Origin of the sequence: Lachnoclostridium sp. An181, assembly GCF_002160325.1 — a bacterium.
GTDB lineage: Bacteria > Bacillota > Clostridia > Lachnospirales > Lachnospiraceae > An181.
In genome coordinates this window covers 59,384-84,060 of record NZ_NFKJ01000005.1, presented here as the reverse complement: position 1 = coordinate 84,060, position 24,677 = coordinate 59,384, and the positions used below count along the sequence as shown (strand labels likewise).

The 24,677-nt window shown below is 39.7% G+C and carries 25 protein-coding genes and 1 CRISPR repeat array (1 of these 26 cut by a window edge); of the genes, 20 read left to right on the top strand and 5 right to left on the bottom strand.

The window, feature by feature from the left end:
• Positions 1-1,236: direct repeats of the CRISPR family, unit length 30 nt; unit sequence GATAAACAACAACATGAGATGTATTGAAAC (it extends 2,588 nt beyond the left edge of the window).
• Between the two features lie 287 nt (positions 1,237-1,523).
• The 6 genes from B5F18_RS05000 (at position 1,524) to B5F18_RS04970 (ending at position 8,564) form a co-directional block, all read left to right on the top strand.
• Positions 1,524-2,426 (top strand): DUF2935 domain-containing protein, encoded by a 903-nt coding sequence (locus B5F18_RS05000; protein ID WP_087156578.1) that lies wholly within the window; start codon positions 1,524-1,526, stop codon positions 2,424-2,426.
• Between the two features lie 3 nt (positions 2,427-2,429).
• Positions 2,430-6,215, top strand: coding sequence for a multicopper oxidase domain-containing protein (locus B5F18_RS04995; RefSeq protein WP_087156577.1), 3,786 nt, complete (start codon positions 2,430-2,432; stop codon positions 6,213-6,215).
• 473 nt (positions 6,216-6,688) lie between these two features.
• Positions 6,689-6,994: a DUF4160 domain-containing protein gene (locus tag B5F18_RS12965; RefSeq protein ID WP_334293331.1), complete on the top strand. Its 306-nt coding sequence runs from the start codon at positions 6,689-6,691 to the stop codon at positions 6,992-6,994.
• A 245-nt stretch (positions 6,995-7,239) separates the two neighbouring features.
• On the top strand, positions 7,240-7,896 hold the full coding sequence (locus B5F18_RS04980; RefSeq protein ID WP_087156574.1) for a phage head-tail adapter protein: 657 nt from the start codon (positions 7,240-7,242) through the stop codon (positions 7,894-7,896).
• Between the two features lie 103 nt (positions 7,897-7,999).
• On the top strand, positions 8,000-8,260 hold the full coding sequence (locus B5F18_RS04975) for a DUF4160 domain-containing protein (protein WP_087156573.1): 261 nt from the start codon (positions 8,000-8,002) through the stop codon (positions 8,258-8,260).
• A 19-nt stretch (positions 8,261-8,279) separates the two neighbouring features.
• The gene (locus B5F18_RS04970; RefSeq protein WP_087156572.1) at positions 8,280-8,564 is read left to right on the top strand and encodes a DUF2442 domain-containing protein; all 285 of its coding nucleotides are present in this window, start codon (positions 8,280-8,282) and stop codon (positions 8,562-8,564) included.
• Positions 8,565-8,738: 174 nt separating this feature from the next.
• On the opposite strand, the gene B5F18_RS04965 is transcribed toward B5F18_RS04970, so the two are convergent.
• Positions 8,739-9,248 carry a helix-turn-helix domain-containing protein gene (locus B5F18_RS04965; protein WP_087156571.1) on the bottom strand — a complete coding sequence of 170 codons (510 nt, stop codon included), beginning with the start codon at positions 9,246-9,248 and terminating at the stop codon, positions 8,739-8,741.
• A gap of 209 nt (positions 9,249-9,457) precedes the next feature.
• On the opposite strand from B5F18_RS04965, the gene B5F18_RS12960 reads away from it, so the two are divergent.
• The 3 genes from B5F18_RS12960 (at position 9,458) to B5F18_RS04950 (ending at position 11,617) form a co-directional block, all read left to right on the top strand.
• A complete protein-coding gene (locus B5F18_RS12960) occupies positions 9,458-9,625 on the top strand; it encodes a DUF4160 domain-containing protein (RefSeq protein WP_087156570.1) in 168 nt (55 codons plus the stop codon).
• A gap of 325 nt (positions 9,626-9,950) precedes the next feature.
• Positions 9,951-11,174 carry an MFS transporter gene (locus tag B5F18_RS04955; RefSeq protein ID WP_242955806.1) on the top strand — a complete coding sequence of 408 codons (1,224 nt, stop codon included), beginning with the start codon at positions 9,951-9,953 and terminating at the stop codon, positions 11,172-11,174.
• A 5-nt stretch (positions 11,175-11,179) separates the two neighbouring features.
• Positions 11,180-11,617, top strand: coding sequence for an N-acetyltransferase (locus B5F18_RS04950; RefSeq protein ID WP_087156568.1), 438 nt, complete (start codon positions 11,180-11,182; stop codon positions 11,615-11,617).
• Between the two features lie 423 nt (positions 11,618-12,040).
• On the opposite strand, the gene B5F18_RS04945 is transcribed toward B5F18_RS04950, so the two are convergent.
• Entirely contained in the window at positions 12,041-12,511 is a 471-nt protein-coding gene (locus B5F18_RS04945) for a DUF2798 domain-containing protein (protein WP_087156567.1), read from the bottom strand.
• A gap of 422 nt (positions 12,512-12,933) precedes the next feature.
• On the opposite strand from B5F18_RS04945, the gene B5F18_RS04940 reads away from it, so the two are divergent.
• The 8 genes from B5F18_RS04940 to B5F18_RS04900 all read left to right on the top strand — a co-directional run bounded on the left by B5F18_RS04940 (position 12,934) and on the right by B5F18_RS04900 (position 19,568).
• Positions 12,934-13,338, top strand: coding sequence for a sporulation initiation factor Spo0A C-terminal domain-containing protein (locus B5F18_RS04940; RefSeq protein WP_087156566.1), 405 nt, complete (start codon positions 12,934-12,936; stop codon positions 13,336-13,338).
• 199 nt (positions 13,339-13,537) lie between these two features.
• Positions 13,538-14,869, top strand: a complete 1,332-nt coding sequence (locus B5F18_RS04935) for an SPFH domain-containing protein (RefSeq protein WP_330394106.1) — start codon at positions 13,538-13,540, stop codon at positions 14,867-14,869.
• A gap of 11 nt (positions 14,870-14,880) precedes the next feature.
• Positions 14,881-15,558 carry a hypothetical protein gene (locus B5F18_RS04930; RefSeq protein WP_087156565.1) on the top strand — a complete coding sequence of 226 codons (678 nt, stop codon included), beginning with the start codon at positions 14,881-14,883 and terminating at the stop codon, positions 15,556-15,558.
• Between the two features lie 18 nt (positions 15,559-15,576).
• A complete protein-coding gene (locus tag B5F18_RS04925; RefSeq protein ID WP_087156564.1) occupies positions 15,577-16,206 on the top strand; it encodes a hypothetical protein in 630 nt (209 codons plus the stop codon).
• A 605-nt stretch (positions 16,207-16,811) separates the two neighbouring features.
• Positions 16,812-17,255: a MarR family winged helix-turn-helix transcriptional regulator gene (locus B5F18_RS04915; RefSeq protein ID WP_087156562.1), complete on the top strand. Its 444-nt coding sequence runs from the start codon at positions 16,812-16,814 to the stop codon at positions 17,253-17,255.
• Positions 17,248-17,937 carry a YczE/YyaS/YitT family protein gene (locus B5F18_RS04910; protein ID WP_087156561.1) on the top strand — a complete coding sequence of 230 codons (690 nt, stop codon included), beginning with the start codon at positions 17,248-17,250 and terminating at the stop codon, positions 17,935-17,937. Before B5F18_RS04915 ends, B5F18_RS04910 begins: the two co-directional genes overlap by 8 nt.
• Positions 17,938-18,087: 150 nt before the next feature.
• Entirely contained in the window at positions 18,088-19,122 is a 1,035-nt protein-coding gene (locus B5F18_RS04905; protein ID WP_087156560.1) for a helix-turn-helix domain-containing protein, read from the top strand.
• Positions 19,123-19,208: 86 nt separating this feature from the next.
• Entirely contained in the window at positions 19,209-19,568 is a 360-nt protein-coding gene (locus B5F18_RS04900; protein ID WP_087156559.1) for a molecular chaperone Hsp90, read from the top strand.
• 12 nt (positions 19,569-19,580) lie between these two features.
• Here the strand turns inward: B5F18_RS04900 and B5F18_RS04895 are convergent, their stop codons facing one another.
• Positions 19,581-20,516, bottom strand: a complete 936-nt coding sequence (locus tag B5F18_RS04895; protein WP_087156558.1) for an AraC family transcriptional regulator — start codon at positions 20,514-20,516, stop codon at positions 19,581-19,583.
• Positions 20,517-20,697: 181 nt separating this feature from the next.
• On the opposite strand from B5F18_RS04895, the gene B5F18_RS13045 reads away from it, so the two are divergent.
• Genes B5F18_RS13045 through B5F18_RS04880 form a run of 3 tightly spaced genes read left to right on the top strand, consistent with a single transcriptional unit; the run spans position 20,698 to position 22,204 of the window.
• Entirely contained in the window at positions 20,698-20,856 is a 159-nt protein-coding gene (locus B5F18_RS13045; protein WP_087156557.1) for an HAD family hydrolase, read from the top strand.
• Entirely contained in the window at positions 20,825-21,010 is a 186-nt protein-coding gene (locus B5F18_RS04885) for an HAD family hydrolase (protein ID WP_087156556.1), read from the top strand. The genes B5F18_RS13045 and B5F18_RS04885 overlap by 32 nt, the downstream gene beginning before the upstream one ends.
• A gap of 15 nt (positions 21,011-21,025) precedes the next feature.
• Positions 21,026-22,204, top strand: a complete 1,179-nt coding sequence (locus B5F18_RS04880) for a 5' nucleotidase, NT5C type (protein ID WP_087156555.1) — start codon at positions 21,026-21,028, stop codon at positions 22,202-22,204.
• Between the two features lie 88 nt (positions 22,205-22,292).
• Here the strand turns inward: B5F18_RS04880 and B5F18_RS04875 are convergent, their stop codons facing one another.
• Both B5F18_RS04875 and B5F18_RS04870 read right to left on the bottom strand, forming a co-directional pair.
• Positions 22,293-23,153, bottom strand: a complete 861-nt coding sequence (locus B5F18_RS04875; protein ID WP_087156554.1) for a phosphoribosylaminoimidazolesuccinocarboxamide synthase — start codon at positions 23,151-23,153, stop codon at positions 22,293-22,295.
• Positions 23,154-23,684: 531 nt separating this feature from the next.
• Positions 23,685-24,593 (bottom strand): LysR family transcriptional regulator, encoded by a 909-nt coding sequence (locus B5F18_RS04870; RefSeq protein ID WP_087156553.1) that lies wholly within the window; start codon positions 24,591-24,593, stop codon positions 23,685-23,687.
• Positions 24,594-24,677 lie beyond the last annotated feature (84 nt).

Below are 24,677 nucleotides of genomic sequence, written 5' to 3'. Positions count from 1 at the left end.
CAATTGAATAAGGCAGGTGATTATTATAGATAAACAACAACATGAGATGTATTGAAACCTGGGCGGTATAGTGCTTTACTAGAAGGAAGTCAAGATAAACAACAACATGAGATGTATTGAAACACTCGTTCCTGCGCTTGCCCTATTGTATGCAGTTGTGATAAACAACAACATGAGATGTATTGAAACTTTCTACGGTTGTTCCTAACAACGTGGTCATAATCTGATAAACAACAACATGAGATGTATTGAAACAATGTTAATAGAACCGCACCGTTATGCTTTTGCAGATAAACAACAACATGAGATGTATTGAAACTGATTTGCAAGTGCTTTGCTTATCATTTCCCGAAAAGATAAACAACAACATGAGATGTATTGAAACCATATTCAATGTAATCGGATTCAGTAGCAAAAAGCCTGATAAACAACAACATGAGATGTATTGAAACATGGCTTCTTGTTCCGTTGGGCACGAAACTAATTGATAAACAACAACATGAGATGTATTGAAACGGTTAGCGACTTGATACAATTTCAAGCCGGTATAGATAAACAACAACATGAGATGTATTGAAACAAGGATTAAGCTTTTGGACTGTGGCTTTTTGTTTGCGATAAACAACAACATGAGATGTATTGAAACGCCTCTAAAGGCGTATATTTTACGCTAAAATAATGAGATAAACAACAACATGAGATGTATTGAAACGGACGTCCGCGCATGAGAACATAACAGAAAGAGTATGATAAACAACAACATGAGATGTATTGAAACATGATAATTTTCCGACCATTCTTATGAAAGGTGCGGGATAAACAACAACATGAGATGTATTGAAACATGTACCCGGCGAAGTTGATACTCTCAATATCATCGATAAACAACAACATGAGATGTATTGAAACTATCCGAGCGCATTGTATATACGTTGCAGATCTGAGATAAACAACAACATGAGATGTATTGAAACTAGCCCAAAGCATTATATATACGTTGTAGATCTGACGATAAACAACAACATGAGATGTATTGAAACCGATCTATTTAGCTTCAAATAGATAACAGAATACGATAAACAACAACATGAGATGTATTGAAACGCGTATGCCATTCCGGTTCCTCCTTTTAAGACTGTGGATAAACAACAACATGAGATGTATTGAAACGTAGCAGTATTTAATGCTACTTCCTCGCAATTTAGAGATAAACAACAACATGAGATGTATGGAAACTTCATTACTAAGTGCATCCAGTGCGCACAGCTGCCTGATAAACAACAAAGAACCGATGAAAACGCACCCCAGGATTTTGTTTGCCTCAAGAAAATACCAAATTATAGAAAAGAAATATAAATATTTGTCGTATGCTTTTTAACACATTTGTCCACACCGACCGATACAGAAAAAAGAAATGTATTTAGAAACCGATCATATCTTAACAGTCAGTAAAACGAACTCCCCAAACTTTAGATACTCACATATATTATAAAGAATATGAAAATAACAGAGTGTGCAAAAGCATGAAAGAATTTATTACAACATCACTGGAAACACATTTGTTTTTCGGGAGAATTATGAAGGAGCATGCATTGTTCCTTCAGGCTGCCTTTCCGGCAGGAGAAACAGAATACAGAAACAAGGCAAACTGGTTTCGTGAAGAATTTGAAAAAATACTGCGGCAGACCGTGCGGCTTGCGGACGGAATGGTAGGAGAAGATGTGCTGCGTTCCGGAGAAGTGTTCACAGAATTTACGGTAATGGCGGAACAGCAGACAGGAAGACTTACAAAAATTCCGATTGATTTTCGGATCACACAGGCAGAGAAAAAACTGCGGGCAGGCTGTGCAAAATATGCGGACAAAAGAATGGTATGGCAGATACGTCAGTTGAATCGGCATGTTCTGCGTTTGCTGAGCGGTTTGATCATGTTTAAAAAGCAGATATTGAGGGAGGTTACTTCCTGCAGGTTATACACTGCCAATTATCCGTTGTTGATTGAGCATATCATTCGGGAGGCAGAATTATATCGGCAGATTATAACAATGTTGGAGGAAAAAACGTGCATGTCGTCAGAAAATATCGTTGAGACGGAATTGTTCTGGAATCAGATTATGATGGAACATGCATTGTTTATCCGTGGATTGCTTGACCCGACAGAGTGTGAACTCGTAGAAACAGCAGATACATTTGCAGAGGATTACTTCCGGCTTTTGGAGGAGGCGAAACGGCAGGACTGCAAAACGATGAACGGATTGACAAAAAGAACACTGGAAACCACAAAGCGATATCGCGATTTCAAAGCAGCAGGTACAAAAGGGATTACCGGATGCGATATACGTTCCATTATCCTACCATTGCTGGCGGATCATGTGCTTCGTGAAGCGAATCATTATCTCCGTATTCTGAAACAGGAAGGAGAATAAACAATGCAGTTATGTCAATATCCTTGCCAAAACAGAATTCGTCGTTTTACACTGGAAGCAATACAGATTCCCATTGTATATAATAGGTACGGGGATTATGATCCCAATGGACTTTTATATGTGTTGGAACAAGATTCGCAGAGAATACAAAAAGAGGCGCTCCAAAGATTCCACCAGACGCCGCCTCAGCCTTACGAAGAGGTAGAGCCGTTGGTACTGAGGGTAAATCTTGGAGATACCGTAAAAGTAAAATTTCGCAATCGGTTAAACCGAAGGCTTTCGATTCATTTACAGGGGCTGGCATATGATGTTATGACTTCGGACGGAACCAGTACCGGATTCAATCAGGACAGTACAACATGTGGTGAAATAGAATACACGTGGTATGCTGATACAGAAGGGGTATTTCTTTTCCATGATATGGCCGATCCAAGAAGCAGTGAAGAAGCCACCAACATTCATGGACTGTTTGGAGCGGTGATCGTGGAGCCGCCTGGCGCAAGATGGTTTCATCCTGAGACTGGGGAGGAAATGGAAAGTGGATTGATGGCAGATATTTACCAGCCTGGGAAACCGGCTTTTCGAGAATATACGGTGTTCTTTCATGATGAGCTGGAGATTCTGGATAAGGATGGGAAACCTCCGCTTGACCATCGGACAGGATTGCCATCCTCCACGACGGCAATCAGCTATCGCTCTGAACCCATGAGAAATCGGATGCCGCTGTCGCATGACCCTGTAGATTCCGGGGAAGATATTTCCATGAGTTCATGGGTATATGGAGATCCGGCGCCCCCGATCCTCAGGGCATATGTGGGAGATCCGGCGAAAATCCGTCTGGTTCATGGAGGAATCAAGGAAACCCATGTGTTCCATCTCCACAATCACCAGTGGAGACTGGAAACGGAAAATCCGGTTTCTACGATCATTGATTCGATTACGATCAGTCCTCAGGAATGCTACACATTGGATATTTTATATGGGGCGGGCAGCAGGAACAGAGTGATCGGAGATGTGATTTTTCACTGTCATTTGTATCCGCATTTCCATGAAGGGATGTGGACCTTATGGAGGATCTATGACCGTCTGGAGGATGGAAACGGCAAACTTCCGGACGGAACACCGATACCGGCACTTCTGCCGTTAAAAGACCGGGAACAGCCGCCAAAAAAAGATAAACTTCATCCGGGATACCCGAACTTTATCTTTGGAGAAGTGGGGAAACCGCCGCATCAGCCGCCGTGCGGAGTATTGGATGCCAAAGGAAATCCAGTGGCATGTCCAACGCCTCTGGAGGAAGCAAATTTTGTGGAAAATGCAGTTCCCGGAGCATTGTATACAGATACTTGTCCTTGCCACACAACAGGCGAATGTTCAAAGTGCAGAGACTGCAAAAAGTGTTTTGAGATCGATGAAGAGTGCAGAGACTGTAAAGAGTGTTTCGAGATCGACGAAGAGCGCGGCGACTGCAAAAAATGTTTGGAGATAGAAAAGCAGTGCGAAAATGTGAAAGTCTTTGAGATTGCTCTCGTACAGGCAAAACTTACGTACAATCAATATGGCTGGCACGATCCGGAGGGGCGTTTCTTTGTATTAAAAGAAGAACTGGAGCGTTTTGGAGGTCTGGAATCTTATATCCGTATGGTGGAGGAGCAGAAAATCAGTGTGGAGCCATTGGTAATACGTGCCAATGCCGGAGACTGTATTGAACTGCGGACCACGAATCTGCTTCCGGAATATCTGGAGGCAAATGCGTTTCAGCTTAGAACAAGAACAGACATTGTAGGACATCATGTGCATTTGGTTAAATTTGATACGATTACTTCCGATGGAGCGGCAAACGGCTGGAATAATATCGCAGGAGCCAGAAAATATGAAACTCTGGTAGAGCGTTTTTTTGCGGATGAAGAATTGCGGACCGTATTTTTCCATGACCATTTGTTTGCAAATGCACATCAATTCCATGGCGTGTTTGGGGCCTTGATCATCGAGGAGGCAGGCGCGACTTTTCATAATATACGAAACGGAAAAGATCTGCGGTTTGGGACGCAGGCTGTGATTCGAAGAAGAGATGGAACATCGTTCCGGGAATTTGCGCTTTTTGTTCATGATTTTGCAAACCTGTTTGATAAAGACGGAAATCCACTGAATCCTCCGGTTGTCCCTGGGGCTCATGACGATCCTGGAGTAATGGGGATCAATTACCGTTCAGAGCCAATGAGGGAAAGACTGAAAAAGCACGAAGACCCAGCCTATATTTTCAGCTCTTACGTGCATGGAGATCCGGCGACGCCTGTTTTGGAAACGTATCCGGGAGATGAACTGATGATCCGCTTGATAGACGGGGCACATGAGGAACAGCATGCGTTTAATATAACAGGAATGTCATGGCGAAAAGAACTGGAGGATGAACGGTCGCCATTGGCGGTTTCACAGACAACCGGAGTTTCAGAGGCATTCAATCTTAACATCAAAGATTCCTATCAGCCGGGAGATTACCTGTACTATTTCGGTGGTATTGACGATGCATGGCTGGGTCTTTGGGGCATTGTCCGGGCCTATGACAGATATCAGAAATGCTTAAAACCGCTCTGCAAAGGTAAGGATATGATTTTGCCGCTGCCGCCGTGTCCGGGCAAAGATGACGTGGTAAGACGCTATGAAGTGGCTGCGATCCAGACAAAACTTGTTTACAATCGCTACGGGGATCATGATCCGGACGGATTGATTTTTGTCCCTCTGGAAGATGTGGATCTTGTATTTGCCGGAAAGTATACTCCCAAGCCTCTGATACTGCGTGCAAATGTCGGGGACTGGCTGGAGGTCACGCTGCACAATGTCCTGGATCCGAACCATCCGGTCCCTTATTTTGATTATCCGACCGTGCCGCTTGAGCTGAAACATAAGCCGTCAAACAGGGTTTCTTTGAATCCTCAGTTCCTGAAATATGACCCTGTCAATGATTCAGGGATCAATGTGGGGTATAATCCAAAAGAGCAGACAGTGGGAATCGGCGAGAGCAAGCGTTATTTTTGGAAGGCGGACCGTGAATATGGAACATGTATCTTACAGTCTTTTGGAGATATGAGGAACCACAGATATCACGGATTATTCGGAGCAGTGATCGTAGAACCGACAGGAGCGAGGTGGTATGAGAATTTTACGAAAAAGAAAAATCCGTATGCGGAACAGGCAGTGATAACGGCGCCGGGAACAGAAACGTTCCGGGAATATGTACTGTTCATTCAGAACGGGATCCGTCTTCTGGATGCACAGGGAAATTTAGTCCAGACAGCAGCAGCGGACAGCGGGGAAGCGGTCGAGGCGGAGGATACCGGCGAAAAAGGATATAATTACCGGTCAGAACGTTTTGCAAACCGGCTGTCAAGGGATGCGCGGGTGTGGAAAGTATTCAGCAGCAAAGTCCATGGCGATCCGGCAACACCTGTATACAAGGCGTATTCAGGCGACCGGGTCATCTTCCGGACAATGATGCCTGCAGATAAGCCAAGAAATGTATCGCTGACCATTCACGGGCATTTGTGGCGGGAACAGCCAAAAGACGACTTGTCCAGGGAAATCCCGATTCAGGGAGGAATCAGCATCGGGAACCGTTTTGACATGGAGCTGAAAGGCGGAGCCTCCTGTCCGGGTGATTATCTGTATCGTTCAGGAAGTTTTGGATGGGACGTGGAATCAGGAATGTGGGGCATATTCCGCGTGATGAAACAGTCAATCCGGTGCAGATGTAAAGAAATGTGCGGAAGAATATTCAAAGGAAGAAAGTAAAGAGCAGTAATCAATTTTAAATTTGCTCCGGGTATGAAAAATGCGTACGGCAGTCCTCTCATCCCGGAGCATTTCCATATACAAAATGATATTGAATTTCAAAACATTTTATATTTGATATCCTGAAAATGAGCTGATATTTTTGGAAACAAGTTTCGTCATATGGCGTTTTGTTTTCCTCTTTTATATATTCAAGAAAGAAAATGACAGGGGAATGACGGGATGGTATAATGGAGAAAAATGGTTTGTTTGTTAAATTGCAAGTTGCGGAGGGATACAATGGTTGAAAATATACCATTTCAATCAACTATGACTGGGTCTGTAAAAAATAAGGATACATGAGAATTTGCTCAAAAATATTGCGGTAAAATGGTATATCGGTGGATTGATTATGACATTGAACCATGAAACGGAAATTGTTCATTCTGATATGCAAGAGGATGGAACTGTAAAAGTGTATATAGAGAGACCGGATGAACAATATAGGTTTAAACATGCTACATACTGGCTACCCCAATATAAATGGGAGAATACTGGATTTATTGACAAATGAAAATAAGCCTGTTGAACCAATTCATGTACATATTGCAAAAGGAAAGCCTTGCGAAAATGCGACCAAGGTATGGATTACCAGCGCAGGGAAATGTCTGCTTTGCAATAATAATTCAAGAATACCCCCACATACATTGCGTAATATTATGAGAATGATCGAGGCACGCAGTGTTGATATTATTCAGAAATGGTATTCATATTTTGGAGAAATAAGCTGTTACTGCTAATTTTTATTGAAATCGAATTTAGATATGTTATAGAGAACCGTATCACCAGTAAGTGCGGTTTTTTCGCATTTGGATATGATATGGTGTGAAGTAATGAATCATGTGGAGTATTTGGTAAGGGAGTGGACAAAAGAGTTTTCATTCCCTTTTTGCATGAGCGAGAAATCGAATGACAGGGAAATAAACGAGTGATATAATGAAGAAAACTGGGGCGGTAGATTGGAATTGTTGGAGGATGATTTATTGTGAATAAGATATGGTCTGAACTAAATAAAACAATGCAAACGCAAATTAAAAAGAAAGATACCTATGAAGCAGGTATTAACACATTATTTGATTTGCGAAATCAGTTAATGGAAACCTTAACAACATTTAATGAGGAATTAAACAGAGAAGATTTCGATGCAATTCCATTTATAAATGCAGATGGTTATCATAGTAAAACGATTGCATATTCGATTTGGCACATTTTTCGTATTGAAGATATAGTTGCACACACATTGATAAGTGAAAGCGAGCAGGTATTTTTTTCGGGCAATTATCAGGAACGCATCAATTCGCCTATAATCACAACAGGAAATGAACTTGTAAAAGAGCAGGTTGCGGACTTTTCAAAACAGCTTAACTTGAAGGAACTTTATTCATATATTTTTGAGGTAAAGGATAGCACCGAGAAGATAATCAGCAGTTTATCCTATGATGAATTGAAAAAGAAAATATCAGAAGAAAGAAAAGAATGCTTAAAATCATTGAACGTTGTAAGTGATGATGAAAATGCAATTTGGCTTATTGATTATTGGTGCGGTAAAGATATTCGGGGACTAATACAAATGCCGTTTTCAAGACATTGGATTATGCACATAGAAGCAAGTTTGCGTATAAAAAACAAGATACATTCATAAGTGTAAATCTTAATTTATCTGTACATAATATGATGTCTAAGCTATACTAAAATTAGTCGTATGTAATATTAAAGAAGTGAGCTGTTAAGGTGGAGGTATATGTATGCCAGAAATTGCTTTGTTTTATGGAATAAGGATTACTATGTATTATGATGACCATAATCCACCCCACTTTCATGTGGAATATAATGGGAAAAAGGCTTTGATCGATATAAATGACGCCTGTGTTTTGCAGGGAGCATTGCCATCAAGACAACTGAAACTCGTGTTGGCATGGTGCGTGATTCATCAGGATGAATTAATGCAGAACTGGGAACTTGCAAAGGATGGAAAACCATTAAACAGAATCAATCCTTTGGTTTAAATATGAAGGAGGCGCTGTAATGTTAGAATATATTCCAACTGTGATCCAGGTAATACCGTACGAAGATTATACTGTGGATGTATATTTTGATGATGGGAAAATTGTATGCTGTCATGCAGAAAAGGATCTGTCCCCTAACATTTTTGAGCGAATAAAGGCGTATCACATTTTTATGAACAAATGTATGGTTTTAAATGGTACATTAGCATGGGATGTGGCTGGAGGAAGAAATATAAACGAGTGTATTGATATTGATCCTTTATATTTGCACGAATTAGAAAAAAGTAAAGAAAGAATAGCATAGAATATTAAATGTATAAACCGCACTTGGATACGTTATAGAGAGCCGTATCACAAGTAAGTGCGGTTTTTTCCCATTTGGATACGTTATGGGCAGCCGCATCATAAATAGGGGCGGTATTGGAGGAACTGTTTAGTTCCTCCTTATTCCATACCATAATGCTATCAGAACATGATTTCATTCTTTCTTCCGTGTTAAGAAAATTCCAATGATTGCAATAATAAAGATAATTGGTGCTACTCTGACAAACAACCATTCAAATGAGTGAAATGCCACTCCAAGAACAGCGGTTTCAGGGTCACTATAATCCCACCCCAAATAAGGACTCTTTAATATTACTAAGGCTGCAAAAAACATTACTGTGATTGCGCATAATGAAATAAGCAGCCAACGAATAATTTTTCTTCTCGTGTTTTTCCTTTGTGCCAGTTGCCAATTTATCTCTTCCAATTTTTCGGAAATGGCTTTTATGTTATCAACCTCCGTTTCAATAACAGTTTCTCCCAGCAACGTGCTTACAGGTGTTTCAAGCGCTTCCGATATGGAGATTAACATATCAGAATCGGGAACCGACAGTCCTTGCTCCCATTTAGAAACTGTTTGTCGCACGACGTTCAGCTTGACAGCAAGCTCCTGTTGCGAAAGTCCTTTTGATTTTCTGATTGCTTTAATATTTTCGTTGAGCATTAGGGATAGCCTCCTTTCTTTCCATCGTTACCATTATTGTAGTCGGAATTGCCCGTTGCCACAAGCAACGCATCTTAACATCTTTAGAAAAACTGTTGATAACACTGACAATTACCATTTTTCGGAAGAAGAGATTAAGCAGTTTGAAGAAATAATAAGATCAACAGCTTATCTTATTATTGAATTTTCTCAGGAAGGGGGCTTTGAAAATGCCTCAAATCTTTAAAATGGGAGAATACTGGATTTATTTCTGGACAAATGAGAATAAACCCGTTGAACCAATCCACGTACATATCGTCAAAGGAAAGCCTTCCGAAAATGCAACAAAGGTATGGATTATCAGTACAGGAAAATTATACTTGTTTTTTGTAAACTGATATGATAAAATCAAACACATTAAAACAAGGGAGGTGGCTTGATGTCGTTTATTCGTTAATTTAGGGACAATAAAAAATGTTTGTTTCATCCCAGATTATGATGGGTTTTTTTGTTGTACTTATTTTGCGAATAAATGATTTGAGCTGGCTCTGTATGTAGGCGGTGCTTATTGGTGTACTTAAATGTTGGTGTGAATAGGTATGTCCAGTATTAAATTTCAAATTTTTGAGTGCAAAATAGGTGGCGGATAACTCATGATCATGGGTTATCCTTTTTTATTGTCCTTTTGAGGTAACATTTTGATATTGTTGAGAAAGGATAAGTATGATGTGTGAAACAAATAAATGGAAATCTAAATTTTTAGTAGTTGCCTTAGGGCAGGCAATATCGTTATTGGGAAGTCATGGCGTTCAATTTGCCTTGATCTGGTGGCTTGCAGAGAAAACTTCATCACCGCTGATGCTTGGAATATCCGGGATTGTGGCCTATTTGCCTATGACTCTTTTTAGTCCTGTTGCGGGAATTGCAGCAGACAGGCTAAACCGCAAGTTTATCTGCATTTTTGCGGATATGGCAATGGGTACAGTTGCTGTGATCTATGCCATTTTGTTGTTCTTTTTTGACCTGCCTGTATGGACAGTATTTGTTATGCTGTGTGTGAGAGGAATTGGAAGTACATTTCAGCAGCCTGCAATCCAGTCTATCATCCCGCAGCTTGTTCCGTCAGAACAGCTTGTAAAGACAAATGGATGGATGCAGCTGATGAATGCGGGTTCCTTTTTCCTTGGCCCGGTCATTGGCGCATCCCTTTACGCCATGTTTCCGATGTCAGTGGTCTTGATGAGTGATGTAATAGGTGCTGTTTTCGCAAGTGTGGCATTAGGTGTTGTAAGTGTTCCGAAATTAGAGAAAAAGCAAACGGAAAAAGAAAATATGATACAGCAGTTTAAGGGGGGACTTCAGGTTTTCCAGGAGGATAAAAAACTTCTGTATCTGATATTAGGTGAGGCTTTCTGTATGTTCTTTTATGCTCCGCTGTCGTCTTTTTATCCATTGATGACCAGTGATTATTTTGGATTGTCTGCAATGTACGGAAGTGCTGTAGAGCTTGCTTTTGCTGTTGGTATGATGGTATCTTCTCTGCTGTTTTCCAGTGTGCTCAAAGTTGAGAAAAAAATAAAGGTATCTTTTATCGGATTGTTTGGAATGGGATTGATTTCTGCCGTTTGTGGTATCATACCGCCTGTTTATATCGGATGGTTTCTCTTTACTTTTGCCTGTATTCTTCTTGGTGCATCGGGAAATGTTCATACCATCCCATTGACAGCGTATATTCAGGAGACTGTTGTGCCTGAAAAAATGGGGAGAGCTTTTTCTGTTCTTACATTGATCTCATCGGTAACAATGCCAGTCGGTTTATTGATAAGCAGTCCCATTGCGGAAAAAGTCGGAGTAAATGTATGGTTTTTTATATCAGGAGTCAGCATGCTCTTGATAAATGCAGCAGTTTTGTTTTGCTATAAAATCAGATATGGAAAGAGGAGATAACAGGCATGATAAGAAAGTTTGAAAGGAAAGATATAGAACAAGTGGTACAGATTTGGTTAGAGGGAAATGTGGAAACACATGATTTCGTGCCAAGAGAGTATTGGATATCACATTATTCTCTAGTGAAAGAGCAGTTTTTGCAGGCAGATATGTACGTATATGAGCAAGATAAGAATATACAAGGATTTGCCGGTATGATGGGAGATTATCTTGCAGGAATTTTTGTTGATAAAAAATACCGTTCCATGGGAATCGGGAAAAGTCTTTTGGATCATATCAAAAAAATATATCCCCGGTTTTCATTGAATGTCTATCAGAAAAATACGCGTGCAGTGAACTTCTATTTGAGAGAAGGCTTGCTTATAGTTTCAGAAGGAGTAGATGAGGATACAACGGAAACAGATTATACGATGAGATGGAATGGACATATAGAAGAAAGATAAAAAATATATTTTATATATAGAAGAACAACTGTATTTCTATACATCTTATTAGCAGTAAGCTGTCAGAATTTGAAAAAAATAGGATATCAATAACCGGGAGAGTCTGGGAGTGAAGGGAGTCAGTATCTGCGCAAAGGAGAATACAAATTTGAAGTGACCAATAAGATAAACTTTTTTGTACATTACAATGAACCGTGACTGTTATATTGCAGACAACAGCGGAGGTGTGGATTGTGGTAGTATATAGAAAAACTATGACATTATTTTGTTGAAAAAAACATTTATAATGTGATAAAATCAAAAAACAAAATGCAATACAAGATAGATTCTCTTGTTGAAACAGCAGTTAGATTGCGGAAACGGAAAAAGAAAAGCTCAGGGACAGGTAATACCTGTTCTGGCTTTTCTCAATAAAACAATTTTTTATTTTTCTTCCTTGATTCGGAATAGAACCCGGAAGATCAGGCGTACAAATGGACCTATATAGAAAATCTGGCTGAAAAAAGCCATAGGGAAATTCATAACTGTGGTTTGAGTCCATACAGCGAACCATTGTGGGCCTGCATCTTTAAAAAGCAAAGTGGCAGCAAGACTCATGACCGGGCACATGATACATACGATCATAGAAGAAATCCCCAACATGAGGAATAATGGCTTGTCTACTCCGGGTGTCACCAGCCGGAAAGCCAATAGATGAGCCAATTTGTCTACAATGAAAAATTCGAGGATAAAGGCAAGAGGCCACATGATGAGAAGTTCATGAAACGCCATAAAAAAAATCTCGTTTTTCATACCACCAAGGTTTAACGAGATGTTATAGCAGATCATGACATATACCATAGCAAAAGCCATGAGAAGAGTAAAAATGATGTTTTGAAATTTTGTCTTTGGCATAAAGTTATCTCCTTTGTCTAATTATTTTGGCAAAAAGATGTGTTGTTCAGCAGCGAGGACTGCCTGTTTCCAATTCATACCAAAGTTTTGCGGGAGTTATTATAGCAGAAGGTTCTATGATTATCAAGAAAAAATTGTTTTAAAGGTCAAACTTTTTGTAGTGATTATGACTGAATATATGGATTCAGAATAAAATTTTTCATAATGAGTCTTGGAATAGTGTTTTGTACCAAACTAAAATAAGAATAAGCAAATATATGTTCATATTGCAGAAGATAATGCGGAGAAAGCTGTAAAAAACTATAGAGAAAATATATAGTAAAAAAGAAAAGCATTTTTTATATTATTGAATGTCGAAAATGGAAAATTTGTCATATTCTTAAAAAAGCTGGAAAAAGCTAAAACAGAAAGGAGTTTTTGATATGACAAAAGAAACCATTTTAATCCGCAGCATACTAGGACCTACGAGAAGGGATATTTTTCCGATGGCATGTGCAGTTGAGATAGTGAAAAAACTGCTGTTTTACAGGAAGATACCGTTGGATGATATACGAATGACCAAGGATATTTATCCGGCTGTGGCACAGCAGACAAAAAAGAGCTGTCAGGCAGTAGCCAGACAGATTGAGCGTACGGGAAACCTGTGTTGGGAAAGTATGGATGAAGGTCAGAAGATGCAGTACATAGGCAAGACAATAAAGGACATTCAGGGACCAAGAGATATGATCTTTTATCTGGCATTTTACAGCTATTTTCATAAGCCATATTACGAGATCCTGGAAAATCCACCGTGGTCTTTTTGTGTAAACAAGGTATATATTGTATGAGTGAGAAATAAAACAGACTGAAATGAAGATAATTGAGAGCTGGCATTCCTGATGATGTGATGGAACTGGAATATTAGAAATATTTTTATTTTGGGTTTCAATCCATAGTGGCAATACCACTTTTTTTATGTTATTATAAAATGTATTGAGATGATAGACAGATATCATAAGGAATGATACATTTTAATAGAGTTGAAATGTGGAAAACAGCTACAGCAGTGGTTATGATGAGGTGAAAGAGATGGCGATTGTTGATGTGATTAAGTATGATGGGAATCCGGATGTTTTTGCCTGGAAATACCCAAACAGTGAATTGGGCACCTGGACACAGCTGATCGTGAATGAATCGCAGGAAGCAATTTTGGTAAAAGGTGGGCAGGTATGCGATGTGTTCCAGGCAGGAAGACATACTCTGAGCACACAAAATATTCCGATATTGAATAAGTTGATCAATCTTCCGTTTGGAGGACGTTCTCCTTTTAGCGCAGAAGTATGGTACATAAACAAAGTATTTACCTTGGATGTAAAATGGGGGACCGCGACGCCAATACAATTACAGGATCCAAAGTATAAAGTGTTTGTTCCGGTGAGAGCATTTGGCCAGTTTGGAATCCAGATAGAAGAGTCGAAAAAGTTTCTCATGAAATTGGTGGGAACTTTGCCATTGTTTGACAAGACCAATCTTTTAAAATATTTTAGAGGGGTGTATTTGACAAAGGCAAAAGATGCTATATCCTCTTATCTGGTACATGAAAAGGTCAGTGTTTTGGAGATTAATGCGTATTTGGATGAGATTTCAGATTTTCTGAAAGAAAGTATGACACCTGATTTTGAAGAATATGGAATCGGTTTGACGTCTTTTTATGTAAATGATATCAATGTACCGGAGGCTGACGAAACAGTACAGCAATTGAAGAAAGCGCTTGCTAAGAGAGCTGAGATGGATATTGTCGGATACAGTTATCAACAGGAAAGAACTTTTGATACGCTGGAAGGAGCAGCAACAAATCCCAATTCTATGCAGGGCGGTATGATGGGCGCAGGTATTGGACTGGGCATGGGAGTTGGAGTCGGCGGCATGATGGGGAATCAGTTTGGAGAATTGTCAAAAAGCATGGATACCCATGAGACAAAAATCTGCCCCAAATGCAATTCAGTAATAGACAAGAAAGATCGTTTCTGCAATCATTGTGGATGTGACACTGAAGCAAAGGTAGAAAAAAGTGAGGAAATAAAGTGTTCGGCCTGTGGAGCCGCATTGAGGGAGGAATCAAAATTTTGCATGGAGTGTGGAAAAAAATATAACCCATGTCCAAACTGCAAAGCAGATATGCCGGATGGCGCAAAAGTGTGCCCAACCTGTGGGAAAGCACTTCCACGCCTATGTCCAAACTGTGGGAAACCGGTTCCTGAAGACAGCAAGTTTTGCCCAGAGTGCGGAGAGTCGATTGTGAGAAAGTGTCCATCCTGCGGCAATCAGCTTGACGAAAAGGCGAAATTTTGCCCAGAGTGCGGAACAGCCCTGAAATAGGTGGTGAGAAAATGAAAAAAAGTAACAGGACAACACTTGCTGTATGTTTTTGTATAGCAATGATCGCGACGATTATTTTCTATCTATTGGCAGTTGATAATATTTTTACGGTTCCGATGTTCTGGCTGTCTTTGGTGTTTTTGTTGATCGCTGAAATGATAGGCACGATTAAAGCTCTGAAAATAGAAGGAAGTATTTTCGGGACAGCAAATATCATGTCCAGTCTGATACATATACTTGTTGTTTTGGGAATCTCTCTTGTTTTTGTAAATATTTTTCCGGTTCTTGTCACGCAGTATATCCTGATCAATCTGTTGTTGATTGCTGTAATTGCAGTGACAGATCTTGTGACATTGTATTTCGGAACAAAAGCAAAAGAAGAGAACAAACAACATGCATCCTCCCGTGCACTTGTTGATGAGTGTTACAGGAAGGCGGAAGAAATGTCGATCACATTTGCACAATCAGAACACGCAGAAGGGTTGAGAGAAATTTCGGATATGCTGAAGTATTCGGATCATACGGACACCTGTGGGAATGAGAAAGAGATTTTGGGGAAACTGGATGAACTGAGACAACTGTTCAGAGAAGATGGTAGTCTCCAAATCGAAGAAATGATAAAACAAATCCAAAATCTGATAAAAGTGCGCTCTGCGCAGATAAAACAAAAAAAGAAAGGTAGTTTCTAACTTAGGGGGAGAAGGATCATGAAAGATAATAAAAAGATGAGTGCAATTTATAGTTGGCCTTGGATTATATTTTTTATCATAGTTTTTTGGCCAATAGGAGTGTTTTTAATTTACAAACGTGTTTCCTTTGATAGAAAGACAGCATTGAGTGGGGATAAAACAGTCAAGAAGCTTGCAATTGTTTCATATGTTCTTGCTGCGCTAGGATTCATTGGAATATTTGTAACTGATAATGATTCGATAAATGCGAAAATAGGTGTATTTTTTGGAATAGCAGCAGTTGTTTTGCACATTATTTCAAGAAAAATGAAGGCTGAGGCAGACACCGTAAAACAGTATTTGGCAATTTTGGTAAATGAGAATGAAAAAAGGCTTGACAGTATAGCATCCTCCACTGGGAAAACATATGATGTTGTGAGAGCAGACATTCAAAAGATGATTGAAAAAGGATTTTTGAAAAATGTACGCATAGATGATAACATCCGTGAAATTGTAGTGGTGGAGAACAAAGAGAAAACATCTGCTCCTGGTACAGATGATGCTGCAAACAACTCATCCAGAGTCGTGGTGTGCAGCTGTTGTGGGGCAAGCAATAGGATTCAGGGTGAAACTGGCGAGTGTGAATATTGTGGTTCACCAATCCAATAAAACGTGTTGAGCGTGTATTCTTTAAAGTTTTAAATAATGTGATGAAATTTTGGGGCGCAGTCCATTGCGGATAACAATGGGCTGCGCTGTTTTATTTTTGGATTTTTCGGTTGTTAGTGTTTCAAAGAGAGCTGAAAGCGGATGAAATAGGCTGATGGCCATGTCCGGTCCTTTTGGGGAGCGGTCCATTTTTTTAACCTGAATAGGGGAAAAAGCTATAGAGAAAAGAAAAACGCAGAGACAGGCAGACCCATATTAGGCATCTCTCCCGGTCCGGAAAAGGATTCGGAAAATAAGACGCAAAAAAGGTCCTATATAGAAAATCTGGCAGAAGAATGCCATAGGAAAAATTATAACAGATCATGACATATACCATGGCGAAAGCCATGAGAAGAGTAAAAATTATGTTTTGGAATTTTGCCTTTAGCATAATTCATACCAAAGTTTTGCGGGAGTTATTGTATCAGATGGAAAATCAATTATCAAGAAAAAGTTTTGAGATTGCACTTCATGGGACTTGCGACTGTTCCTTGACAAAGTGATTTTAGATGGTTAAAATATTAATGTTCTAATTATTAGAATTCTAATATTTTCGGGAGGGAATTATGAAACAAACAATCCATTATCTGCTTATGGCAGACCATTTATTATTTCAAAAGTCTTTGCTTGCGAGTCTAAAAGATTTGAATCTTGAGCTGACACCGGGCCAGCCAAAGATACTAGACTATTTATTGGACCACGATGGTGTTGCTCAAAAAGAAATCGCAAAGTCGTGCTATATGGAGCCTGCAACCATTACTTCAATATTGCTGGGAATGGAAAACAAGGAGTTGATAGTACGAAAAAATCTTAATGGCAACCGGCGCAGCTTATACGTCTTTTTGACGGATAAAGGGAAACTTCTTGCAGAACAGGTGAAACAAAAATTTGAGGCCATAGAAGAGATGGCGCTTTTAGGATTTGACGAGAAGGAAAAAGAAATGCTCAATGTATTTTTAGAAAACATTAATAAAAATATGTACGGGAGAGGAGTAAAATCTGATGAGTAAAGCTGAAATTTTGAAACGATATATATTATTTGTGATAAGTCTTTTCTTTGCGGCGCTGGGAGTCGCATTTACGAAGGGCGGGGAATTAGGGGTATCGCCTATTTCGTCTGTTGCAAATGTAATGAGTTGTAAATTTTCTTCCGTATCTATGGGGACATGGTTGATTATCTGGAATTGCCTTCTTATTATAGGACAGATATTAATACTGCGAAGTAAATTCCAACCTGTACAGTTATTGCAGATTCCGCTTTCATTTCTATTTGGATGGTTTACAGATTTTGGAATGTGGCTGGTGTCCTTTATTCCGGTCAATTCTTATCCGGTGTGTTTGGCTATGGTATTGTTGGGTATTGTAATTCTTGGTTTTGGAATCTCTCTTTCGGTTATCGCGAATGTGATCATGAATTCAGGAGAAGCATTCGTAAAAGCAATCTCCGATATAAGCAATAGAGAATTTGGCAATGTAAAAATCGTATTTGATGTTTTGTGTGTGGTGGTCTCTCTTATTGTGTCACTTTTGTTCTTTGATTTTACGATCGTGGGTACAAGGGAGGGAACAATTTTATCAGCATTGCTGACTGGTTTGGTTGTAAAATTTTTTGGCAGTAGACTAAAAAAGCCGATCAATACTATTTTAGGCGAAAATCAGCTGGCTCCTATGAAAAGGAATATCATTAAATAATGGAAAGATAAATTTTGCTATTCAATCTTACATAAGTGTTGGTTAATTTTATGAACGAATAATTAAAATCTGCTCAATTGTGAAAAGTTTCTCTGTTTGCTATGCTTAATTTAGCAAAGGCCGATGCAAAAAAGGAAAGGAGCACTATATATGCAGATAGGAGAGACAATACGAAAATATAGAAAAGAAAAAAATATGACACAGGAGGAGATGGCAAATCGTCTGGGGGTCACAGCGCCGGCAGTAAACAAATGGGAGAACGGGAATTCCTATCCGGATATTATGATGTTGGCGCCGATCGCAAGACTTCTGGATATTTCTCTGGACACTTTGTTGTCGTTTCAAGGGGAGCTGACAGCGGAAGAAATACAAAAGTTTGTTTTAAAAGCAGACAGGTATATTAAGGAAAAAACTTATGAAGAGACATTTGATTGGGTGAAAAAGACATTGGAGAAATACCCAAACTGCGCAAGATTATCCTGGCAGCTGGCGCTTATTTTAGATGCGCAAAGGCTGTTTAGAGAAGTTCCGGATTCCGAGAAATACGATGCTTTTATTGTGGACTGTTATGTCAGAGCACTGGAAAGTAAAGATGAGGATGTGAGATATAGCGCAGCAGATTCTTTATACAATTTCTACTTAAGAAAAGGCCGCTATGAAAAAGCGGAAACGTACTTGAGCTATTTTTCCAAACAAAATTCGGAAAGGAAACGAAAACAGGCAGCTGTTTTTTATAAAATGGGACGGACGCAGGATGCTTACAAAACATATGAAGAACTGTTATTTGCAGAGTATCAGATTATCAGCGCTGTGCTGCAGGGAATATATATGGTGGCGATGAAAGAGAAGGATATGGAAAAAGCGAAAGCAATGGTGGAAAAACAGGAGGGCCTTGCAAAGCTTTTTGAAATGGGAGAGTACTATGAAGTTTGCGGCAGACTGGATCTGGCAACCTCGCAAAAAGACAGAGAAACCGTGCTGCATGTTGCAAAAAAGATGTTGTCTGGGATTGAACATATCACAGCTTTTCGAACATCGCCCCTTTATACACATATGTCTTTCAAAGAAATGGATGAGAATGTTATTAAGGAAATGAAAGAGAACCTGCTGAAATCTTTTGGGGATGAAGAAACGTATGGCTTTATGAAAGAAGAGCAAGGGTGGCTGGAATTGATTAAGAAATGAGCGTATGGAATATAAAAGTATAGGCCCAATGTTCTGTGAAATGTGCTAAAATGAAACCATATGAAAGAACAAAGGAGGTCTGTTTTATGAAAAAAGAAGTAGTGGAGTATATTGTTGGAAAAACAAAAGAATTAATGGAGGCCCCGACATGCAGCAAGGAGGCCAAAAATGCAGCGGAAACCTGGTTGAGTGCGGTGGGCACGGAGAACGAAGAAACCGAAACAGACAAATATTTTGCCAAGCTGGAACAGGACATCGTTACTGTTGACGGCTTGATCGCGTTTGCGGAATCAGATGCAGGAAGTCAGGTGTTTGGAGGAGCGGATGCGGCTAAAGGTGTTGCAGATCATGCAAGACAAATAAAGGCTGCAGGAGCGAAATATTGTGATTGTCCGGCCTGTGCGGCTGTGGAGGCGATTTTGAAAAAGGCCGGCAAGATCAATTAAAATTAAGATGAATTAATGAGGATGGAATTCCTTTTCGGGGGTTCTGTCCTTGTTCATATTATATGATTTCCGATATTCCTTAGGTGTGAAACCTTTCATTTCGCGAAAGCATTTAGAGAAATAACTGATATCTGAAAACCCACAATTTATTGCGATTTTGTTTACGGGTTCATCTGATTTTATCAACTGCTCCGCCGCTTTCTCAATTCGCAGCTGAATCAAATAACGTATGGGAGTTGTACCCAGCCTTTGGTGAAAGCAATACAAGCAGGCGCTTTTACTTAGAGAAACACTGTCAGCAATCATTTCCAGCGTTATGTCTTCGCAATAGTTTTTCTCAATATATTCTATCATTGTTTTAATTCGTTCAGTCGACAATTTTTCGCGCTGTCTTACCTTAGTCTGAGAAACTGGCTTATTGCTATTGATGAGACGAAAAGCCCGAGATAAATGGTAGCGGGCAACATTTTCGTAATCAAATATTTCGTCTGCTACAGCCTGCCATGCACTTTTCATATCCTCAATAATATCAGCCTGCCAGGGAATGGTTTGATTCAAGTAGAGATAACGGAAAGATTCATCGTGTAGAATTGGAGTGATGAGTTTTTGCCAGAAAATGCTTTCTACACTGCCACCTATGATCCGGGCGTGAAACACAAGCGAATGACAGTTTATATCTGCACATTTTCCATGTTCAATGCTGTGGAGTACACCAGAGTTGATAAAGATTGCATCACCTGGGATTACAGGAATGGTTGCATTTTCTGCCTGTATATGAGCAATTCCTTCTGTAATAATAATGAATTCAAATTCATCGTGCCAGTGCCATGGGACAGGATATATTTGCAAATTATCATCAAAACAGGAGAGCGGAAACATCGTAAGTCCATGTTCCATAACTTCTTTCCCTTTTTTGTCGATCGTCACACCACAAGCAGATAACGCCATAATTGCACAACTCCCTTTTAATCTTGCTATAAATTAACGATATAATCATAGAAATACTGTGATTATCTCCTATAATTATTATAAAATTGATGATATAATTATATTAAAATATTTGCAGGAAAGCAAGAAAAAATCAGATTTTCATTATTGCCTGGAGGGACTGGTGAGGGAGAATTGAAGTATGAATAATATAAAAATTGCATTTTTTGATATTGATGGAACACTTATTGATATGAAAAAGAAAATGATATCGGAAAAGATGATAAAAACACTTATACGATTAAAGCAAAAAAATGTCATGATCTGTATTGACACAGGAAGATGCCATTGCTTTTGGTGATGGCGATAATGATATTGAAATGCTGCAGGCAGTCGGGCTGGGGATAGCAATGGAAAATGCATCGGATAAACTCAAACAGACAGCTGATGAAATATGCGGTCATGTCGCAGGTGACGGGATTTACTATTACTGCGCGAACCGTGGTTTGATATAAGGGAGACTAACGGATATGAACATAGCGATTGATATAGACGATACATTAACGGAATCTTTTGATTATTTTCTCCCATTTGTAGCAGAATATTTCGGGGCGGATGTGGATGAATTGAAGAAGAAAAATATTTCATATAGCAACTTGCCGCCCGAGTGGAAAAAAGATGAGATTGGATTTTGCAGAGCCTATTATGACAAGGTGGTTGCAAGCACGCCGTTTAAATCAGATGCTGCATGGGGAGTCCAAAAATTGCGCGATCTTGGCCATAGAATAGTGATCATTACCGCGCGAACAGATGAATTATACACAGATCCCTATAAAACTACACGAGAAGAGCTAAAAAATGGCGGGATTGTCTATGACAAATTGATTTGTACTTTGGATAAAGCAAACGCCTGTATGAATGAAAAGATATCTGTGCTGATCGATGATAGCCCTGAGAATTGTGACTCAGTTATAAGCAGGGGGATTCCTGTACTTTTGTTTTCCAGTAAGGCAAATCAGAAGAAAAAGACAGAATATCTTCGTGTTGGAAACTGGACAGATGCCATAGAGACGTTACGTCAGATAGAACGTGGATATCCTGATAAGAAAAATGCAGAAATACTTCTTGCAGCTGCCGAGGAGCTAAATCCCGGCCCGTGGGGGAATCACTGCAGAGTAGCAGCTCTATGCGCCCAAGAGATTGCCATGGCATGTTCTATGGATGCAGAAAAAGCCTATGTATTGGCGTTGCTGCATGACATTGGAAGAAGGTTTCGTGTCCGGGATCTTGGGCATATATACTATGGGCATCAGTATATGCAGCGTCTTGGGTTTAGACAAGTGGCAAAAGTATGCCTGACTCATTCCTTTCCAAATCAAGATTTTGGGATCTATATAGGAAAAATTGATATTCCGGAAAATGAAGCTGCCGATGCTTGCGATCTTCTCGGGAAAATGAAGTATGACGATTATGACAGATTGATTCAGATTTGTGATGCATTGGCAGGAAATGAGAGTTTTTTGGATATTGAGGAAAGAATGGCAGATGTCAAACGCAGATATGGAAATTATCCACAGGCACAATGGACTAAAAATGTGGAACTGAAACAGTATTTTGAAGAAAAAATACATGGTTCTATTTATGAACTGCTACATGGAGTGACCATAAATGATGTTGATATAAGATTCAGAGAAGTGGAAGAAAAATAATGTGTCGAGACAAATCAAGAACCCGAAGATTTCCGGATAAGAAATTTTCGGGTTCTTATATGATTTATATAGACTTTCAGTCAAAGGTTTACAGTTTTTCCCCAGTCAGCATTTCATAACCCTGCAGATAGATATCAATGGTTTTCTGTACCACATCATCCGGCAGTGTCCAGTTGTTGTCCGGGTTGTCTTTCAGCCAGTCGCGGGCAAACTGTTTGTCAAAAGAAGGCTGTCCATGACCTGGTTCGTATCCGTCAGCCGGCCAGAAACGGGAGCTGTCTGGTGTGAGCATTTCGTCTCCAAGAACAATGTTTCCCTCCTCGTCAAGTCCGAACTCAAATTTTGTATCAGCAATAATAATGCCGCGGCTCAGTGCGTAATCCGCACATTTCTTGTAAAGAGCGATTGTGTAATCGCGAAGTTTTGCAGCATACTCCTCTCCTTTTCCCGGGAAATATTTTTCCAGGTGAGCGATACTCTGCTCATAAGAGATATTTTCATCGTGTTCACCAATCTCTGCCTTTGTGGATGGGGTGTAGATTGGCTCAGGCAGTTTATCGGACTCTTTTAATCCTTCCGGAAGTTTGATCCCGCACACAGTTCCGTTTTTCTGATAGCTTGCCCAGCCGCTTCCTGTGATGTATCCACGTACGATACACTCGATAGGCAGCATGTTCAGTTTTCTGCACATCATACTGTTTCCGTCAAACTGAGGCTGCCGGAAGAACTCAGGCATGTCTTTGACATCTGTGGAGATCATATGGTTTGGCAAAATGTCTTTTGTCATGTTGAACCAGAATTTGGACATCTGAGTCAGAACAGTTCCTTTTTTTGTTATCGTATTCTTTAAGATAACATCAAAACAACTGATGCGGTCAGTTGCCACCATGATCAGGTTGTCGCCATTGTCATAAATCTCACGGACTTTTCCTTCTTTGATAGGTTCCATTTTACATACCTCGCTAATTATAAATTATTTTTTGCTATTTCCTATTCTAGGATAATCGGAGTTTGGGTAAAAAAGCAATACAAAATTTCAATTTTATGCAACTTATTGTCAAAACCAGGAGGATTTTGATAGGAATGCAATAAAAATCCACTGTATTTGTTTCTCTAAAATACAGCGGATTTTTAAAACAGTTCATCCATTGGACTAACCTCCTTATGTAATTGATATCTATTTGAAACTATTTTCTCAAATAGTGTTTTTTAAAATAATGAAATTACTTTCCCATTGGACTGTACCTCTTTCCTTTTTATTTTTGTTGGTTTAGATTATGTTTTTGGTGGTCTGTCCTCCTTTTCTTTTGTTAATGCTATATTAACTCACATATCTCGTTTTGTCAACGTAAAATTAGAAAAAAATCAGAAAAAATTTCAAAATGCTGATAAATAAAAATGATAAACAAAAAATAAAGACTACAATGAAAAAAATAAAGTGGAAACTGTAAACCAACAGTACCACTTTATTTGCAAACAATTATTCGGATGTACATGGAGCAGATATAAGTTTTTTTACAGTTTCCACAAACCGCTGGACATCTTCCGGAGGTTTTAGGGAATAGAGAAGTCCGTAGGGAATACTGTAATCCCAGTTTACAGGGATACTTACAAGTGCAGGGTGCACATCCTGCCAGCACTCCAATGTGAGGAGGACATTTCCGGTCTCTGCGCAGCGGTTGAAGACAGAGATGTCGTAAAAACGAGGAGTGTCTTCAATCCTGATCTTTGGATGTTTGCGGGTCAGTTCCCTTCGGATTAAGTCATTGGTGTCCGAGTCCCCCTCTTTGACCATCATCAGTGTCTGACCGTACAGATCAGAGATTTCGAGGCAGTTTTTCTTGGCCAGTGGATGTTCTCTTGAGACAGCGCACATTTTTTTGTATCTGCCAAGGGGAAGAAGGCTGCACCGGTTGAGCCAGAGTCTGGAATCGCATACGCCGAGAAGAAAATCAAATTTTTCGCCAAGCTTGGAAATTTCAAAGAGAATTCCGTGGTGGTCATCTTCAAAAGGGACAAGGTGCAGTTTATAGTCAGGAAAATCCTGGTTGACCCGGTACCACAGATCCATAAACGGTTTCGCGGGATTTAAAAGAGAAGTTCCCACACAGAACATATGCCCTGTGCGCTCCATGGCGGCCTTTGCGCTGGAGATGGATTTTCTGGAGTAATCAAAGAGAAATTTCGCGTCCTTGTAAATGATTTCTCCTGCAGGTGTAAGCTGTATTCCGGCAGGAGTACGTTCCATCAGTTTTACATCCAAATGTTTTTCAAGAGTATTGAGTTGTTTCATCACTGCAGTGGGCGAGAGGAATAGTTTTTCCGCAGCTTTCGTAAAACTGCCGCAGTCTGCTGCGCATACAAATGTAGGAAGCAGTTGATTGTACATGAAAACACCTCCGTATAAACTTTTGATTAATACAACTCTAACATATCGATGATTCTGCGTCAAATAGAAGAAGAGTATAATGAA

Bases quoted from the DNA above. Each gene is read 5' to 3' on its own strand.
- B5F18_RS05000 (WP_087156578.1), top strand. From the start codon at position 1,524: ATGAAAGAATTTATTACAACATCACTGGAAACACATTTGTTTTTCGGG.
- B5F18_RS04995 (WP_087156577.1), top strand. From the start codon at position 2,430: ATGCAGTTATGTCAATATCCTTGCCAAAACAGAATTCGTCGTTTTACA.
- B5F18_RS12965 (WP_334293331.1), top strand. From the start codon at position 6,689: ATGAACAATATAGGTTTAAACATGCTACATACTGGCTACCCCAATATA.
- B5F18_RS04975 (WP_087156573.1), top strand. From the start codon at position 8,000: ATGCCAGAAATTGCTTTGTTTTATGGAATAAGGATTACTATGTATTAT.
- B5F18_RS04970 (WP_087156572.1), top strand. From the start codon at position 8,280: ATGTTAGAATATATTCCAACTGTGATCCAGGTAATACCGTACGAAGAT.
- B5F18_RS04965 (WP_087156571.1), bottom strand. From the start codon at position 9,248: ATGCTCAACGAAAATATTAAAGCAATCAGAAAATCAAAAGGACTTTCG.
- B5F18_RS12960 (WP_087156570.1), top strand. From the start codon at position 9,458: ATGCCTCAAATCTTTAAAATGGGAGAATACTGGATTTATTTCTGGACA.
- B5F18_RS04955 (WP_242955806.1), top strand. From the start codon at position 9,951: ATGATGTGTGAAACAAATAAATGGAAATCTAAATTTTTAGTAGTTGCC.
- B5F18_RS04950 (WP_087156568.1), top strand. From the start codon at position 11,180: ATGATAAGAAAGTTTGAAAGGAAAGATATAGAACAAGTGGTACAGATT.
- B5F18_RS04945 (WP_087156567.1), bottom strand. From the start codon at position 12,511: ATGCCAAAGACAAAATTTCAAAACATCATTTTTACTCTTCTCATGGCT.
- B5F18_RS04940 (WP_087156566.1), top strand. From the start codon at position 12,934: ATGACAAAAGAAACCATTTTAATCCGCAGCATACTAGGACCTACGAGA.
- B5F18_RS04930 (WP_087156565.1), top strand. From the start codon at position 14,881: ATGAAAAAAAGTAACAGGACAACACTTGCTGTATGTTTTTGTATAGCA.
- B5F18_RS04925 (WP_087156564.1), top strand. From the start codon at position 15,577: ATGAAAGATAATAAAAAGATGAGTGCAATTTATAGTTGGCCTTGGATT.
- B5F18_RS04915 (WP_087156562.1), top strand. From the start codon at position 16,812: ATGAAACAAACAATCCATTATCTGCTTATGGCAGACCATTTATTATTT.
- B5F18_RS04910 (WP_087156561.1), top strand. From the start codon at position 17,248: ATGAGTAAAGCTGAAATTTTGAAACGATATATATTATTTGTGATAAGT.
- B5F18_RS04905 (WP_087156560.1), top strand. From the start codon at position 18,088: ATGCAGATAGGAGAGACAATACGAAAATATAGAAAAGAAAAAAATATG.
- B5F18_RS04900 (WP_087156559.1), top strand. From the start codon at position 19,209: ATGAAAAAAGAAGTAGTGGAGTATATTGTTGGAAAAACAAAAGAATTA.
- B5F18_RS04895 (WP_087156558.1), bottom strand. From the start codon at position 20,516: ATGGCGTTATCTGCTTGTGGTGTGACGATCGACAAAAAAGGGAAAGAA.
- B5F18_RS13045 (WP_087156557.1), top strand. From the start codon at position 20,698: ATGAATAATATAAAAATTGCATTTTTTGATATTGATGGAACACTTATT.
- B5F18_RS04880 (WP_087156555.1), top strand. From the start codon at position 21,026: ATGAACATAGCGATTGATATAGACGATACATTAACGGAATCTTTTGAT.
- B5F18_RS04875 (WP_087156554.1), bottom strand. From the start codon at position 23,153: ATGGAACCTATCAAAGAAGGAAAAGTCCGTGAGATTTATGACAATGGC.
- B5F18_RS04870 (WP_087156553.1), bottom strand. From the start codon at position 24,593: ATGTACAATCAACTGCTTCCTACATTTGTATGCGCAGCAGACTGCGGC.